Raw genomic sequence first — 17,504 nt, 5'->3', positions numbered from 1 at the left:
GCGAAAAGTAGCTGTACATATAGATTATTATCCAAAAAGTTAAAACATCATGAAACACCTTTACCTTATTCTTCTATTATTATATGCTTCTTGTGGGCTCTATGGACAACAAGCGTCATCTAACTCACCTGTTTGCCTTGGGAAAACACTGACGCTTACAGCCTCTGGAGGTACAAAGTATCAATGGAGTGGTCCAAATGGGTTTAGTTCCACTCTTCAAAATCCAGTTATTGAAAAAACTACTCTCGCAAGCTCAGGAGTATATTATGTCACGATCGATGGTAAAATTACCTACCTAAATGTTATTGTCGGTCAAGAGGATTTGTCTGGTCGAACGCCAATCAGTCAGACGGTTGTTGGCGGAGGATTGTATTTTGAGACGTATTTTAATAGATACATTGATGGACTGAGTTATGAGTGGACCGGGGCGAATAATTTTACATCAAATGATGTATTTGCTGTCTTAAAAGGTATTACCAAGAAGTCTGAAGGAATGTATCGCCTTAAAATTAAAGATAAATATAATTGTATCGTTCAGGATTCAACATCTGTAAAATTTTCAAAACCCGATTGTCTTTATGAAAATATTGTAAAATTAAAATTTGGAGAAAAAGCATTCGATGATAGAGGGTATATTAATGCGGATATTAATAAATCAGGAACAACTCTTATTAATTTATGTGAAGGCGCTAAACCGCAACTTTTTGTCGATACAACCAATTTTGCTAGCTCCGATCAGGTGAGTTGGTATAAAAATGGTCAGAAAATTTCCTCTTTTGCTTCTATATATGTATCAGAAACTGCTTCCTATTATGCCATTATTAAAACAAAAGATTGTGAATACACAACAAATTCATTTGCTGTGAAAACAGTAGAGTCCTTTAATGTTTCATATAATTATGACCGTTCAAGTACTCCAATCAAATTGTGCAAAAATGATGGCGAAGTTACTCTATATTCCAGTGTTTACAATCAAGACGTTTATAATACACAAACTTGGAAAATTCAATGGTTTAAGAATGACGAGCCTCTGGTAGGTCAAAATTGGTATGATTTAACAGTAAAAGAACCTGGCGTTTATCGATATACGCTTAGTGATGGTTTGTGTTCGGGTACTTCAGCTAAGCAGGAAGTAATCTTGAGCGATAACGTTTTAAGTGATTTGTACGCTTTTGCTGGAGGTCCTAACTACTATGGCAAAGAGTTTTTGATTTGTAACAACTACCCTAGTTTTGTTGGGGTCAGTTTTTTGGCACAAGGTAATGCTAGCTTTTTTAAAGATGGGGTGTTACAGAATAAATTGGAGGTAAATGGAAATGCCCATATAATCAAATACAATGAAGTAGGGACATATACTTTAGAGGTGAAACAAGGTGGATGTATTTCAAGAGATACTCTAATCGTAAAGCAAGGAAAGCAAAGTGTGACAGCAATCAATGTTATGGATACTATCGATCCATTTGCCTGTCTTTACAAGAGGACCAATAGAACTATGTATATCAATTCGTACTTTCCTAACGAGAATGAATGGACTCTACAGTGGTATAGAAATGATACGCTTGTATGGGGAGGATATTGGGCTAAAAACCTAACCCAAAAAGGTCTTTACCGCTTCAAAGCTATGAATAATATCAATGGCTGTGTGGTTTATAGTGATACCATAACGCTGAATGATATAAAGATGGAGAGCGTAGACTCCGACTTTGAGAACAAAGGAGTGATACATTTATGCAAAGGAACAAGCTACCCGATGATAGATCCTCGATGCGCTTCAACAGATCTGAAGAAAGTATGGAAAAAAGATGGCAAAATTATAGATAACAGTAAAATAGTTGGTTGTAAACTGTTGATTAGCGAAGCTGGAAAATATTGGATTGAATATACTGATATGTTTTGCACATACGCTACAGATACACTGGTTGTTGAAATAGATAAGGCTCAAAATGTGCCAATTCAGGTGGCTTGTGTTTCACAAGGGCAATATTCGCTAGAAATTCCAATCCAGACGAACTCCAAATATTTGTGGTACAAAAATGACATCTTAATGAAGGTGGCATCCTTACCTAAAATTACACTAAATGGTGCCAATGCTGCCAAGTATCAAGTGCAGATACTAAACGATTATTGCTCTGTAATGTCAATGCCGACTGCAATTGGACTGGATGTCCCAAGCAAATTAAGTGTTTGTCACGGCAGTAGCTTGTCGATTCCTAAGATTAGTAATTTCAAGGATTTTAAATGGGTGGGGCCGAATGGATTTACAGCTACACAAAACGATATTGTAATACCTAATGTAAATGACTCCCATGCAGGAGTTTATACTGTTACAATTAATAATGGAAATACTTGTGTGGCATCAGCCACCGTAACTGTCGACGTCAATCAACCTCTGGATATGCACTATCCAACCTCTTTTACCGTTTGTGAAAATGGTGAATTTATCTTTCCAAAACCTCAATCAGCACTCAGTCAAAATTTTGAGAATGTCGAATATTACCAAGTGAAAGGTCCTAATAACCTTGATCTAAATAATCGTTATAGTTATACAAATCCTATCATCATAAACAAATTTACCGCAGCGCAACAAGGAGAGTATTTGATTACAGGTTTTTCAAACAATACAATATGTACTAGTACCTTAAAAACTACAGTAACCATTAGTCCTTCTGAATGCAGTCAGGTTGTGCTAGATCAGGATGTTCTGTCTAATTTAACGAGTTCTCCACCGTGTTATGGAACAAAGCTTACAATACCTTTCAAGGTTTTAGGTAATGTACCTGCTGGTACTACCTTCAAAGTTTTGTCCGAGGAAGGGAAGGTAATAGGTCAAGGAACAAATCCTATTGAGATAACCGTGCCGCAAATCAAAGGACAAGCTCGTATATGGATTGAATCTGAAGATGGTACTTTGAAGTCTACCCCCAAATACCTCAATGTAAGGTATGGTCCTGGAGAATATAATACTTACCCAGTTATTAATCTACTAAGCGATGGAGAAGAGGTTACTCACAATAATTACATTGGTTGTGACACATTGCATCTAAGAGCCGCTTACACACAGACTAATCTGGTACAGTGGTACTTGAATGATACTTTGATTACGGGAGCCACTTCACTTAATTATGAAGTTACCAAAGCTGGTATTTATAAAGTAGTAGAAAAAATGCCATCTGGATGCATGTGGGAGTCAGAATCGGTATCGGTTAAGTTAAAAACATTATCTAAACCCTATATTGAAGGTTCCCAAATTATCTCTTGTGATTATACTACTCTCAATGTTAGACGTAATCCTGTACCAGCTTTTGTTGCCCGATATGAGTGGATAAAGATAGGCGGTTCTATTTCAGAAAATGGTGGGTCTGAGCTTAAAGCTAAAGAAAGTGGTTTATATCAAGTGAAAATGAAGTTGAATTCATGTGAGTCCATATCTGATACTTTTGAAGTGAAAGAGAATACAACCAAGGCACTTTCCATAATAACATCATTAAATCAGAATGAAGTAAGTGCTTTTTATAACTGTAATAAGCCTGAGTATATACTTCAAGTAAACAACCCAAATGCATTATACGCATATCAATGGTATAAAAATGATCAGATTATACCGAATGCAACAGCTTCCTCATTAGTATTAAGCGAAACAGGAAATTACCAAGTACGTGTAAAATTTGGAGATTGTTTCGGAATATCTGAAAAAACGGCTTATCTAAATAAACCATTTGAACTCCCCGTATATGATGCTACTACTAACAATGACTCAACCAACAACTACTCTCTTTGTAAGGGAGATGTAGCTATGCTAAGCTTTAATATTAGTGGAAATGGATTTTGGAATCCAACCTCATCGAAATTGATTGGATATAGTCAAATCTGGTACAAAGATGGGGTAGAGATTTATCGTAGCGAAAATGAAAATGGAGTAACTACGGAGAAGACCAGTTTGGTAGCACCTAGTAGGATAGATGGCACCAATTATACGTTTGGAGTAGCACGTTTGGCCGAGCCAGGAAAGTATCAAGCGTTACTGAAACTTAAATATTCCGATGATAGAACTTGTTCTATGTTATCTAAAGTCGTTACGATTGGTATCGTAAATGAATTGAGTGCTTTCCAATTTAATGACTCTGATGAAGCGTTAGTAACCTATAGTATTCTCAAAAATCAAACGTTTTTGACGAGTTGTGCAAGTCAAATACATCCATTTGCTAAAATAGGAGGGTTGGATACTCAAATGAGACCTTATCAATATGAGGTTTTTAGAAATGGAGTAAAAGTTAAAACCGCCTTTGATAAAGATTCTGTGAAAGGATTTTCGACTAATCAGGAGGGGATATACCATTTGAAAATTTCTCACAAATCAGGGTGCGTTATGACTACTGGGCCAATTACGATAAAACTTAATAAGTTAAAAACAGATATTGTTGGAATAGATTCTTCGCTTTGTCAAGATCAATTAATAAATCTTCGGGCCAATGTGAATAATAACACGATAGACTCCAAACTACTTTCTTATTCATGGGTAAAAAATAATCAGGTGATTGGTACCAGTCCTAATTTATTTACTCAATCAGAAGGTGTTTATCAACTCAAAGCTGAACTAAAAACTGCCAATGGAGTTTGCCAAGGTTTATCTGATAAACTCAATATTTCTAAAACAAGGTTCCTAAGTGCTATCTCGCCAAAAGACTCCATGTCATATTGTGGGATAGATAAATTACTTTTTCAGGCTAGCAAAGAAATAGGACTGTCTTATCAATGGGAGAAAAATAATGAAGAAATCCCCAATGCGATATCCTTTTCTTACCAAGCTACTCAAACTGGCCGTTATAGAGTATTAGTACAAAAAGATGGATGCTACGAATACTCGCCAAGTGTGTTTGTCGGATTATACACCAACATCCCCGCTACAGCCAGTATCTCAGGCGACCAATCGATTGATTATGGCAAGGAAGCTAAGTTGAAGGTGGATTTGGGTTCTCATGCTCCATGGACTTTTAAATTGTCGGATGGACGAGAATTTACCGCTCAGAAAACACCATTTGAGATTACGGTAAATCCTTTATCAACGACCTCTTATGCGCTTTCAGAGGTGAAAAATATCTGCGGTACAGGTACAGTAAGTGGAACAGCCAAAGTAACTGTGTTGGTTTTAGGTATAGAAGAAGAAAGCGGTATTCATGTGGAGGTGTATCCCGTTCCTGCCTCAGATTATTTGACCTGGAAAGTTAGAACCGATAAGCCTGCTTCTTATGATTTGCGCTTAAGTGATACCCAAGGACGAGTGCTAGAGGTTCAGCATAATACAACACGTTCCCAAGCGCATGAAGGTCAATTGAATATTAGTACATTACCAGCAGGCGTTTATTTTCTGCAAATGACCGTTGGAGATAAAACTTTTAGCCGTAAGGTGATAAAGGAGTAATGAGCGAAAAGTAGCTGTTTAAACTCTATTCGTCTAAGGAAAAAAAGCCCCTTAGATTGAAGTTTAACACTTTTTTGCGTTTAAGAGTATCAATATGACGATTTCTTAAGCAGTTATTCCATTTAGCGGGTGAATTTATTCACCCGTGTTAATATATAAAAGTAGGTATTCAAAATTGATATTTATCAGTTTGTGATACCTACTTTTATTATATAGAAGAAATAACTCTATGCCTAATTTTGCGGGTTTTCAGGAAGACTTGTTTTTCAAAAGACAGGTCTATATCGTATCTCATTTGAGATAGATTTTCAAAGAATTTTGCAAAATGACACAATCATCTATAGAAATCATGGCTCCAGCTGGCTCTTGGGAGTCGATGATGGCCGCTATCAAAGCAGGGGCTAATTCGGTATATTTTGGGGTTGAACAACTTAATATGCGCGCCCGCCAAACCAACAACTTTCTTGTCGATGACCTGCCCGAAGTGGCTCGTGTGTGTGCCGAACACGGGGTTAAAAGTTATATCACCCTCAATACCATTATTTACGACCATGATATTTCTTTGATGCGAAGAATTATCGATCAAGCTAAAGATGCTGGAATCACGGCTGTGATTGCTTCTGACTTGGCTGTGATGAATTACTGTCGCAAAAAAGGGATGGAACTCCATATCTCTACACAGTCCAATATTACCAATATCGAAACTGTCGAATTATATGCTGATTATGCCGATGTGGTGGTGATGGCTCGTGAGTTGACTTTAAAACAGGTTGGAGATATCGTAAAAAATATTCAACGAAATCAGATTACTGGTCCATCGGGTAACTTGGTACAAGTCGAGATTTTTGCGCATGGGGCTTTGTGTATGGCTGTTTCTGGAAAATGTTATTTGAGTTTACATTCTCATAATGCTTCGGCAAATCGTGGGGCTTGTATCCAAAATTGTCGTCGAGAATATACAGTCATTGATAAAGAAGAGGGAATTGAACTCGAAATCGATAACGAATATATTATGTCGGCAAAGGATTTATGTACCATTGATTTTTTGGACAAAATCATTGACGCAGGAGTGAAGGTCTTAAAAATTGAAGGCCGTGGACGTGCTGCCGATTATGTATTTACCACTACGCAGTGTTACCGACAGGCTGTGGATGCTATCGCAGAAGGTACTTATACGCCAGAAAAGATTGAACATTGGAAAGCAGAACTAAGCAAAGTATATAATCGGGGCTTTTGGGATGGGTATTACCTAGGTCGTAAAATGGGCGAGTGGAGTAACCAATACGGTTCTGTCGCTACTCAGAAAAAGGTATATCTAGGAAAAGGAGTGAAGTATTTTGAAAAAATCGGAGTGGGTGAGTTTTTACTTGAAAGTCAAGAAATTAATATAGGTGACCAATTGATTATTACTGGACCAACCACAGGATACGTGGAGGCCGTAGCGGAGGAAATCCGAAATCATGAGGGAAGTCCAGTCATAAAGGCGGGTAGGGGCGAAACCATAGCGATACGAGTGGCTGAAAAGATACGTCCATCTGATAAACTCTATAAAATTATATCTGCTCATGTTTAAGTTGATTCATTACCGAAATCGTTGTATTGGTTGTAATGCCTGTGTTGAAATAGCCTATCATCGTTGGCGCATGTCCAAAAAAGATGGTAAGGCGGTGTTGCTGGGTGCTATCGAAAAAAAAGGGATTTATCAAGTTCAACTTACCGAGGACGAACTCCCCGAGAATGAACAAGCCTTGGAAGCTTGTCCCGTAAAGGTTATTCAGATTGTGAGATAGAAAGGTTCTTAGAATGATAAATGAATCATGACAATTTAAATGGTATGAAGGCTTTTATGTTGTTCAACAGAATTACCAGTATTTCATTTTTTGTGCAATCACAAACCAAAATCTTCATACAGTACTAGTTTCGAATTTAAGGGACTGTTTAGTAAATGGTTTTAATCCTTGATATTATTTTAAAATGCCGTAGATATGACAAAAAATACTAGATTGTGTCATACCTACGGCGTATTGTAATTTCTTATTTATTGGTAATCAAGGATAAAGAAGCTTTCTGATTTCCAGTACCTGTCAAACTTCCTTTTGCTACAAGGGTATAAATTTTACCAGTAGCAATCGATATCTTGTCGAGTTGGAATAATAGAGAGTCATTACTTGCATCTTTCACTACAAATGTATAGTTAGAACCTGGCGTAATAGCTTCAAATGTCTGCACTCCAGCAAAACCCGTTTGGGAAAATAAAGGAGTGCTCTGACCTTTCACATACAAATGTAAACCCTTGTTCTCGGCCATAAAATTGGCAAAACGAATATGAGCAAACTTAGGACTAGGTTTGGATAAATCGTCATTGTAAACCATAATAGAAGGATTGGCTTTAGTGCCAGCCACAAATGCGGTGTAGTTACCTTGTTCTGATAAGGTAATTTCTTTTTTTGCCATGGTAGTTGTCGAACCTTTAGCACTAAAACTTAACTCCATTTTATTCGTTGGGGAATCTTGGTAGCCAAGCTCAGTCATAAAGTCAATATCCTTGTCAAGAAACTTTTTGGTACCTAGGTAAAAACTTACTGCTCCACAATCTGTACAGGCGTTGAATACCGATAGCTTAGCTGGTTTGGGTTCTACGTTGGGATTTACCTCGTAAACTTTCTTACAAGAAACAGACAATACTGCCACAAGAGCAAAAGAGATGTGTGTAAATTTCATAAAAGAGAAGGTTTAAATTTATCTCAATGAGGCATGACTTCAGAGGATGGTTGTAAGCCTTTTCTGGATTTAACATTCTTTAACAAGTGCCAATGTTGCTAATTCTTAAAGTGGCAGATTAAGCAAAATTATACCTTCAGACAGAATTTGGAAATGCCTGCCATTTTCAAGATATTGTAGCACTCAAAGTTGCAGGAGATAGCATTGTATTAGCTTTGAATCATTTGTTCTAACTGCTTTTTACAAGAATAATATATGTATAAGATTAGTTTAAATACTCCTAGAATCACACGAAAATCTACTCAGGAGAATTGGTTTTACTACAGCCATAATGGTAAATTGATGACTTATGAGTTATGGAAGAAGGGTAAGATTATAAATAAAAAAGACTTTGAATAAAGTGTAAAATAATTCGCCTATTAGTTCAACTTGCTCAGGTAATCTACAACACAAAATATCTAAAACACAATAACATCACATGGTCAGTTTAAGCATTTGTTTGAGCTTTATTCTCACAACTTGTAATCAATTGAATATGCATTGCGAAACTTTCGCGTCAAGTGCTCATTATAAAGCAATTACTCCAATAGCAGTAAACAACGACAATGGTTTGAAGAGTGCTGATACAACTATAATTGTATTGAAAAAATTAAAATACGCTTTGCTGGATATTAAAGATTACAAGACAGGCAAAAGACAATTGCTTATTCAAAAAGATCATGTAACCCAAGGTAAAATATTTTTTTTAACTCCTGATGTAGCGCAGGGGTTCTCCGTAAATTGGATTAAGGAAACAAATGTTGGCTTTGAAATATCAATAGAGTATGGTTCAAGGTTTTATGTTCAAAAGAACTTCCAATTTATTTATGAAAACAATAGCTTTTATTTAAAGAATATCATAACGAGTTCTTTCGATAAATATAGCCCTGAGAAGTATGAGAAAACTATTAAAAACCTAAAGAAGCCTTTCAAAGTGACTAATTTTAAGATGGAAGATTTTGTGTAGCTTTTTCTTGTATAAGACAACTGTTTAGCAAACATGAGTCATCCCTAATTTAGTGATTGAATGAATGAGTGATTAATTTAAAATTTGTATTCTGGCAGTAGAGACGCAATGATTGCGTCTTAAGCTGAGTGAAATCTAGCATAGTTATCATCAAAAAAGCAGTCGGAAAATATTTTCCGACTGCTTTTTTGATGATAACTTAGAGAATAACCCCAATCTTAAAATTCAGGATTAATGGTAATTCAGTTCTATTCCTTCGTCGAAACTTGCGTGGTTTCTTCCCAACCTGTATGTATTTCAACATGCGGTAAGGCTTTTTTCAATGCTTGAATACCTGTCTTGGTGACTTTGCTTTTCCAGCAATAGATATTTTTTAGGGACTTTAATTTAGCTAAAGATTGAATGCCTGAATCGGTAATCTTAGTGTCAAATAGATTAAGATATTCCAAATATTGTAACTCTTGTAATTGTGCTAAACCTGCGTCTGTAATGGCTGTATGCTCTAAGTGTAAATGCGTAAGATGTTTACACTTTGCAACCTCCACCATAGCCCTATCCGTTATTTTTGTACGCCCCAATTTTAACCAAATGATTTGCTCTGATAAGTTGTTCAGTAAATTGATTTGCGCATCATCAAAGTTAGGAGCATTCACAAAGTTGGCTTGTAGAAAATGCTGTCCGTTGGCAACTGGCATAATAACCACGTTTAAGGCACGGAGTTTTTGAATATCCTCATCATTGGCTGCCGATACACTTTCTTTAAAAACGGCTGAAATACTTTCACCATTTGCTTGAGGATTGTCACCACTTGATAGTGATGTCAGGAAGGGCTTTACTTTTTCATCAGGTTTTAATTGGGAAACCTTTTTGTCAAAAGGCGCACCCTGTTGAATCCACCAATGCAATAGTGCAATTTCTTGCTCAGTAAGTGGCGTTTTGCCTTTTGGAGGCATGTGATGTTCGTCTTCCTCTGGCAATAATAAACGCTTTATAAGCTCGCTATTGGCAGGATCATTTGCTTTGATAATAGCACCATGTTTACCTCCTTTCAAGAGTAAGTCTTGCTGATCCATGCGCAACTCTCCTTTGATTTTATTGGCATTATGGCAAGACCAGCATTTTTGCTCCATGACTGGGGCTATAATATCTTGATAGACTAACGCCTCATCGATATTCTCTATTTCCCTTGTGGCTGTTCCAGTAGCTGTTCGTTTAGGTAGTCCAAACATCGAGCGAAAAGGCTCAGGTGTATTGGCATACAAATAATCTTCACCATGTGTCATATTTCCCCCAAGGTGCCCCGTGATGGTAATAAAGGCAACCATGATATACAGGGTAGGGAGATAGACTTTTTTCATTGTAGCAATATGCTGCCAATATACTTTTAGGTACCACGCCAACAAGGAAATAACCGCTACGGCGATACCTAACCACTGATGCCAAAAGAGCGTATCTTCGTTGTACTCGCCAGAGGAGGAAAGCAAATAGCCAAAAATACAAGACAGCACAGCTGTAAGTGAGCCCGTAAAAAGAATAGGGGCAACGGCTGGCTGAAGAGTCTGTAAATTTTTTCTACCAGAAAACCATTCTAAAATGGCCGCCATTACCAACATTCCAATAGGTAAATGAACCACAACAGGGTGAAAATGCCCTAGAAAAATGGCCCAATCCGAAGAGGCATTGGTTTGTAATACTATCATTATATGTTAATTTGGAAAATCCTGTAAACGTGGACTTTAGGCTGTAAGCCGTATGCATTAGGCAAAATATTTTAATATTTTTTTGCTTTATGACCAATGTACATAGCTGACCACCGAAAGCCCAATATTTAAGTATGATAAGTAATAAAGTAAGATGTTATTGGTCATGATTCACAATTCACGACTCAGCCCCCATCGCTCTAAAAATCACTCCTCATTCCGCATTCAAAACTCACCACTCTTAAACAATTCTTTCTAGTTTGATGGGATAGGTTTTTTTAGAATTCCATTGAGGAACATACACGTTTTCGTCAGAGTCTACATATACGTCATGTGGGTGCATAAACACGTTGTGAGGGTCGTCTTTGTACTGACGTTGTAGCTTACCATCTTTGTAAGTTGGCTCAGACCCACCAGGAGTTGAGATTACTTTCATATTTTTATCCATAACCTGAATATAACCTGAGTTATTCCAAGATTGGTCGGAGCTTCTGTAGGCTGCTGCAAAAATATAGTCGCCATGTAGTACGGGTCTACATACGAAAGTGCCCGGTAAATGATAGACCGCTAAGAATTTTCCATCGAGTGTAAATCTTTTGATACAGGTATGTGAACGGTCTGTAATCAATAAAGTTGGATTCTTTTTATCACGTGTATCTACTAAAACACCGTGACAAGTATCAAATTTATCATCAGTATATTCACTTGAATACCCTCCAAAATGACGAATGTATCTTCCTTTGCTATCATATTGAATAATGTATTGAGAACCATAACCATCAGCTACATAGATATCGCCATTGGCAGGGTTAATAGCTGTTTCAGTAGGCACAAAACGGTTGGGAGATTCATAAACCCCCGTTTCTTTGGGATATTCCAATTTCATGATTTCACGCCCTTTCAAGTCAGTTTTGATGACTTGGTGACGATTGTTATCACAAATAAATAAAAACTGTTCGGCACCTTCGTTAGAGATAGATAGTCCATGTGCGCCAGGATAGCTTGTGCCCCAAGCCTCCAATAATTTTCCTGATTTATCATAAATCAAGATGTTATTTTTGGTTTCGTTGGTACACATAATCAAACGACCTTTGGCATCTTCTACCATTTCATGACAGTCGTTTACGGGGTTTTTAGCAGCATCTAATACGCCCCATCCTGCTACTACTTTGTATTTGTGGGAATTGTGTCCAATGATGATTTCTTCCATTTTTTGAGATGTTTTATTGCCTAAACTAGTATTGGTGATTAAACCTGCTCCTACAGCTAAGGTGCTGGTTTTGAGGAAATTTCTTCTTGATTGATGCTCGTACATAAATGATAGTATGTTAATGGTAAATTACGAATTGCGAATCAATACTGTACGAAGGCTTCTAAAACTGTCTATTTCGGATAGCGGATATCGGATTTCGGAAGTGTAATCTTCTATTTTTTTATTTCAGAAATCAGAAATCCCAAATCTGAAATAGTTTGGAAATTCTTCGTACAGTAATAATTGAGAATTATAGATATAGGCTAGTCTAATTTTGTCCAGTCACCAGAATGTTAATACCTACAGCCCAATCAAGCTATAACCGAACGGATGACTTTTCCACTGGTGTCGGTTAATCTAAAATTCCTTCCTTGAAATGGATAGGTAAATTCCTCATGGTTGAAGCCCAAGCAATGCATAATAGTTGCTTGTAAATCAAAAACCGAGGTGCGGTCTTTGATGCCCACATAGCCCACAGGGTCAGTTTCGCCATGCGAGTAACCACCCTTGATGCCTCCGCCTGCCATCCAAACTGTAAAAGCTTCAGTATGATGGTCTCTTCCCTTGAAGGCTGCTGCTTTGCCTTCTCGGTTTTCGGCCATAGGAGTTCTCCCAAATTCTGCCCCCCAAACAATGAGAGTTTCGTCTAGTAACCCCCTTTGTTTTAAGTCTTGGATTAAAGCTGTAATCGCTTTGTCGACGGTCGAACATTTTTTGGTCAAACCATTTGCCACATCAGAATCTTCCGAACCTCCACCGTGAGAATCCCAGCCCCAATCAAAAAGTTGTACAAAACGTACACCTTGTTCTACTAATTTTCGGGCTAATAGGCAGTTGTTCGCAAAGGATTCTTTGCCTAATTGCGTGCCATACATTTCGTGGATATAGGCTGGTTCTTTGGTAATATCCATCACTTCTGGCACAGTAGTTTGCATTCTGAAAGCCATTTCGTATTGCGAAATGCGAGCTAAAGTTTCAGGGTCGTGGAATTCTTCGTAAGATTCTTTATTGATTTCAGTAATGGCATCTATGGTACTTTTGCGTAAATCACGACTCATACCTGCTGGATCTGAAATATATAAAACAGGCTCGCCCTGATTACGACATTGAACGCCTTGGTACACCGAAGGTAAAAATCCGCTGCCCCATAAGGCTTTGCCTCCATCTGGGTTTTTTCCGCCAGAAGTAAGCACCATATATCCAGGCAAATTCTGATTCTCAGAGCCCAAACCATACGTTGCCCAAGTGCCAGTGCTTGGGCGCCCCAAGCGAGCCGAACCTGTATGAAGTAGCAATTGCGCAGGCGCATGGTTAAATTGGTCGGTGTACATGGCCTTGATAAAAGAAATGTCGTCTGCCACAGATTGTAAATACGGCATTTTATCCGAAACCCATGCACCGCTTTGACCTACTTGTTGGAATTGGGCTTGTGGTCCCATCATTTGCGGAACACCACGAATAAAGGCAAACTTTTTCCCTTCCAAAAATGAAGGCGGACAGTCTTTACCATCCAATTTCATTAAATCGGGTTTGTAATCAAATAACTCTAGTTGCGAAGGTGCGCCTGCCATGTGCAAGTAAATGACAGATTTGGCTTTTCCAGCAAAATGAGGCATTTTAGGTGCTAGCGGATTGGCAGCACTCGCCACAGTATTTTGAGGAGTACTTCCACAACTTTGCAGAAAAGAGCCCATCGCCATCATACCCAAGCCCGTAGTGCATTGTTTGAGAAAATGCCGACGGGTTTCGTAGCGAAGTTTTTCAAAAAGAAGTTCTTGCTGTAAATTTTTCATACGTTTATTCAATGAACAAAAGCTTTTAGGTTTCAAAAAAATCCGACCTCCGAAATCACAAATCCCCAATTAATATTATTCTTTCATAATAAACTCATCCAGATTTAGTAGGGTACTAGCTACAAGGGTTTTAGCGGCCAAATCTGGAATATTTTTGGGTTTTATGTTATCATCAGGACAAATATTGAGAAGCTTTTCTGCCTCACTTTTATTCTTTCGATATGCCTGTAGTGAATTTGTATAAAGCTTTTTAAACACTGCTAATTTTCTCTCAGAGATGGGTTTACCGATAGCAAATTGATAAGTATTACTAATTTGCGAGTCAAACGAGCCTTGAATCAGGTCCATCTTCTGGGCTAAATGTTTGGCACATTCCAAATACACAGGGTCATTTAGCGTGACAAGAGCCTGCAAAGGCGTATTGGTTCGGATTCTTCTTGCCAAACAAATATCACGATTAGCACCATCAAAAGTAATCATTGAAGGATAGGGCGTCGAACGTCGCCAATAGGTATATAAGGCTCTTCTATATTGATCGTCTTTTTCACTAGTTTTCCAAGCCATGCTACTATAAGGCGAATTCCAAATCCCATCTGGTTGATATGGCATTACGCTTTTTCCATACATTTTCGGACTTAATAAACCACTTACTAGCAAGGCTTGGTCTCGAATCTGTTCAGCAGATAGACGAACTCTTGGTCCACGGGCTAAGAGTCGGTTCATCGGGTCTTTTTCTAACAAATCTGGTGTAGCTTTAGAATCTTGTTGATACGTAGCCGACATGACCATTTCTTTTAATAACCGCTTTGGTTTCCATTCGTACTCGGTCATAAATTTCACTGCTAAATAGTCCAACAACGCTGGATGCATAGGCGTGAATCCTTGTGTGCCAAAATCTTCTAAGGTTTCGACTAGCCCTATGCCAAAAATTTGTTCCCAAAAGCGATTGACCGCTACTCTAGCAGTTAATGGATTCTCTTCACTTCCCAACCACATGGCTAGTCCGAGACGATTTTTAGGGGCATTTTTAGGTAATCCACCAAATATGGCAGGGACATCTGGCTCTACCACCTGTGTTTTGGCCAACCAATTACCCCGCTCCCAAACGTGAGTTTGACGAGTAAACTCTTTGGGAGAATCTAGCATCACTGGTGTGTTTTCGGTGCTGGCACTGATTAAGGCTAGAAAATCCTTTTTTCTTTGACTAAAATCAGCTCTATCTTTTCCAGGAAATTCGGGTAGTAAAGTAAAACTTCCTATGACACAAGTACTTTGATCAGGTTTTACTTTGGCATTTTTAAAAACAAGATACCAATCCTGACGACCACTCATGGCAGGTAAATCATATAGTTGATAATCCCACGAATTGGTCCATCCGCCTTTTTGGGTGGTATCTAGTTTGATAGTTGTTAGGAGTTTGCCTGTCAGTGACCCAAGGTGTATTTCCATAAAAGTTGGGCTGCCAGTTTTGTTGCCATAGGCTACTAATAACTGTCGTTTGCCTTCTACAGGTAGAGCTTTGAAGCGAACAGAGCCTCCATTACGAACGCCCAAATACTTATTGTCTGCTAAAGCGCCATTGATAAATTGGTCTCCTGCGTGTGGGTGAATTTTAGGTTCTAGAAAAGTCAAATAGTGGGATAGTTCCTGCTCCTTGGCTGTGCCAAAATTGCTTTTCAACCAACTTTTCAACTGGGTAAGCTTTGCCTTATCTTCTGGTTGGTTAAATTGTCGGAGATATGGCGAATCGTCAGGAATATCTTCGTCACGAGTATTGTAAAAAAATGCCATTGACTTGTAATAGTCCTCATGTCGAATCGGGTCATAAGGATGAGAGTGACATTGTACACAAGCCATAGTAGTCCCCTGAAACATCTCCCAAGTCGTGTTGACGCGGTCAACCATCGAGGCGTTTCTAAATTCTTCATCATCAGTACCTCCTTCATCATTATTGACGGTATTGCGATGAAATGCCGTGGCGATGTATTGTTCTTCAGAAGGATTTTTTAGTAAATCACCTGCTAATTGTTCCTTGATAAATTGATTGTAAGGAATGTCCTTGTTAAAAGCCTTGATGACATAGTCACGATATTGCCAGATATTCCTAGCTTCGTCTTTTTCGTAACCTTTGGTATCTGAATACCTTGCCATGTCTAGCCACATACCAGCCCAACGCTCGCCGTACTGAGGCGAATCCAGTAAAGAATCCACGACTTTTTCATAAGCATTTTCTGAGTTGTCATTCAAAAAGCTCTGTAATTGCTTTTCGGTAGGAGGTAAGCCAGTTAAATCTAAGCAAACTCTGCGAAGTAAAATAGATTTTTCGGCTTGTTTCGAAGGAGAGAGCCCCTCTTCATCAAGCTTATGTTTTATAAAATAGTCAATATCATTTTTTTCCCATTTTTGAGAAAACCAATTAAACAAACCTGCAAAAAAGCTTTTGTTAGGAACTTGAGGCATTTCTGGTTTGACAAAAGCCCAGTGTTCACCCCAATTAGCACCTTGGTTCACCCATTTTGTCAAGATTTCTATTTCTTCTTTTTTCAGAGGTTCTTTCTTCAATGGCATTCTTTCCTCTGGGTCTTTATGCGTCAGACGGATGATAAACTCAGAATGTTTGGCATCGCCTGGGATAATCGCAGGCTTTCCTGATTCTGTTTTACCCAATGCTTCTTCTCTGAATAATAGACTAAATCCTCCCTGCTTTTTTACACCACCATGGCAGGAAATACAGTGTTTATTTAAAATCGGTTTAACTTCTGTGCTGTAATCAACGGTGTTGTTTCCTCCCCAAAAAGAGTATACAGAGTATCCTCCGATTAAAATGATGCCACTAATGAAGAGTAATTTATTGGTATTCATAAGAGTTATAATTCCGTAATGAGTTAATTTATGGAATAAGCGTGTGAGTAAATGTTGGGTTTAAAGGCTTAATACAGATGTAGAAGTGTAAGGTCAGAGAAAAATAAATATATCATCTCATAGCTCTTACATAATTGTAATGAATAATGATTTTTTTATACTCTAAGTAGAAAATAAAATTTTTAAATACTGTCTGTAAGTGCAGTGATAGCGCTGTGAACAGGCTTTTATCAATATGATTTTAAGGTAGAAAATAATTTTAAGATGGATAAATTACGGAATTGTATAAACTTGAATATGAGCAATAACATTGTTTGTAAATGGCGTTTAGACTTTTATTAAGATAACAAGGTTTTGATTCTCATTACAGCAGAATTAAGAAGCAGAGACATAAGTGTATTACATCTTTTACTTCTCTGAAAATTCATTAGCGTTTATACCCGTATTTTTTAAAAAGAGATATTAGTTTCAATGCAAATTTAGTGTTTGTATGATTTGATTTAAATAGCAATTTTAACGAAAAAGATGGATAATATTATGGAGGAACAACTATCGCAGAGAAAAGATAGATTTGTTGGAAAAAGCTTCTACAGCATCATTCAGCAATCTAATTGAATGAGTAACCTCCTATTCCTTAAAACAGCAAACTCTGAAGCAAAGAAATTGACTATTATAGTTGAGTTTTTACGATAGATATGGCTATACCACTGAGAGATTTTAGAAAAATGGATAAACGCTAAATTGATAGACA

The 17,504-nt window shown here is 37.8% G+C and carries 9 protein-coding genes; 4 read left to right on the top strand and 5 right to left on the bottom strand.

Annotated elements, in window-relative coordinates:
- The first annotated feature begins 49 nt into the window (after positions 1 to 49).
- From QM481_RS23130 to QM481_RS23120, 3 genes are all read left to right on the top strand, one after another.
- Positions 50 to 5,419 (top strand): T9SS type A sorting domain-containing protein, encoded by a 5,370-nt coding sequence (locus QM481_RS23130; RefSeq protein WP_283383542.1) that lies wholly within the window; start codon positions 50 to 52, stop codon positions 5,417 to 5,419.
- Between the two features lie 325 nt (positions 5,420 to 5,744).
- Positions 5,745 to 6,992: a peptidase U32 family protein gene (locus QM481_RS23125; protein ID WP_283383541.1), complete on the top strand. Its 1,248-nt coding sequence runs from the start codon at positions 5,745 to 5,747 to the stop codon at positions 6,990 to 6,992.
- Positions 6,985 to 7,209, top strand: coding sequence for a ferredoxin (locus QM481_RS23120; protein WP_283383540.1), 225 nt, complete (start codon positions 6,985 to 6,987; stop codon positions 7,207 to 7,209). The genes QM481_RS23125 and QM481_RS23120 overlap by 8 nt, the downstream gene beginning before the upstream one ends.
- A gap of 244 nt (positions 7,210 to 7,453) precedes the next feature.
- Here QM481_RS23120 and QM481_RS23115 read toward each other — a convergent pair whose 3' ends face one another.
- On the bottom strand, positions 7,454 to 8,140 hold the full coding sequence (locus tag QM481_RS23115; protein ID WP_283383539.1) for a DUF4397 domain-containing protein: 687 nt from the start codon (positions 8,138 to 8,140) through the stop codon (positions 7,454 to 7,456).
- Between the two features lie 478 nt (positions 8,141 to 8,618).
- Between QM481_RS23115 and QM481_RS23110 the strand changes: the two genes are divergently transcribed.
- The gene (locus tag QM481_RS23110; RefSeq protein WP_283383538.1) at positions 8,619 to 9,146 is read left to right on the top strand and encodes a hypothetical protein; all 528 of its coding nucleotides are present in this window, start codon (positions 8,619 to 8,621) and stop codon (positions 9,144 to 9,146) included.
- A gap of 248 nt (positions 9,147 to 9,394) precedes the next feature.
- Here the strand turns inward: QM481_RS23110 and QM481_RS23105 are convergent, their stop codons facing one another.
- The 4 genes from QM481_RS23105 to QM481_RS23090 form a co-directional block, all read right to left on the bottom strand.
- Positions 9,395 to 10,846 carry a c-type cytochrome domain-containing protein gene (locus tag QM481_RS23105; protein WP_283383537.1) on the bottom strand — a complete coding sequence of 484 codons (1,452 nt, stop codon included), beginning with the start codon at positions 10,844 to 10,846 and terminating at the stop codon, positions 9,395 to 9,397.
- A gap of 241 nt (positions 10,847 to 11,087) precedes the next feature.
- Positions 11,088 to 12,161 (bottom strand): twin-arginine translocation signal domain-containing protein, encoded by a 1,074-nt coding sequence (locus QM481_RS23100; protein WP_283383536.1) that lies wholly within the window; start codon positions 12,159 to 12,161, stop codon positions 11,088 to 11,090.
- Positions 12,162 to 12,409: 248 nt separating this feature from the next.
- Positions 12,410 to 13,891, bottom strand: a complete 1,482-nt coding sequence (locus QM481_RS23095) for a DUF1501 domain-containing protein (RefSeq protein WP_166550595.1) — start codon at positions 13,889 to 13,891, stop codon at positions 12,410 to 12,412.
- 75 nt (positions 13,892 to 13,966) lie between these two features.
- Positions 13,967 to 16,753, bottom strand: a complete 2,787-nt coding sequence (locus tag QM481_RS23090) for a DUF1553 domain-containing protein (protein WP_283383535.1) — start codon at positions 16,751 to 16,753, stop codon at positions 13,967 to 13,969.
- Positions 16,754 to 17,504 lie beyond the last annotated feature (751 nt).

Source organism: Flectobacillus rivi, assembly GCF_030056655.1.
GTDB lineage: Bacteria > Bacteroidota > Bacteroidia > Cytophagales > Spirosomataceae > Flectobacillus > Flectobacillus rivi.
Note: the sequence above shows the minus strand (reverse complement) of the source record. Positions and strands in the feature narration are given on the sequence as shown.

Coding starts and splice junctions, on each gene's coding strand:
- QM481_RS23130 (WP_283383542.1), top strand. CDS start 50: ATGAAACACCTTTACCTTATTCTTCTATTATTATATGCTTCTTGTGGG.
- QM481_RS23125 (WP_283383541.1), top strand. CDS start 5,745: ATGACACAATCATCTATAGAAATCATGGCTCCAGCTGGCTCTTGGGAG.
- QM481_RS23120 (WP_283383540.1), top strand. CDS start 6,985: ATGTTTAAGTTGATTCATTACCGAAATCGTTGTATTGGTTGTAATGCC.
- QM481_RS23115 (WP_283383539.1), bottom strand. CDS start 8,140: ATGAAATTTACACACATCTCTTTTGCTCTTGTGGCAGTATTGTCTGTT.
- QM481_RS23110 (WP_283383538.1), top strand. CDS start 8,619: ATGGTCAGTTTAAGCATTTGTTTGAGCTTTATTCTCACAACTTGTAAT.
- QM481_RS23105 (WP_283383537.1), bottom strand. CDS start 10,846: ATGATAGTATTACAAACCAATGCCTCTTCGGATTGGGCCATTTTTCTA.
- QM481_RS23100 (WP_283383536.1), bottom strand. CDS start 12,161: ATGTACGAGCATCAATCAAGAAGAAATTTCCTCAAAACCAGCACCTTA.
- QM481_RS23095 (WP_166550595.1), bottom strand. CDS start 13,891: ATGAAAAATTTACAGCAAGAACTTCTTTTTGAAAAACTTCGCTACGAA.
- QM481_RS23090 (WP_283383535.1), bottom strand. CDS start 16,753: ATGAATACCAATAAATTACTCTTCATTAGTGGCATCATTTTAATCGGA.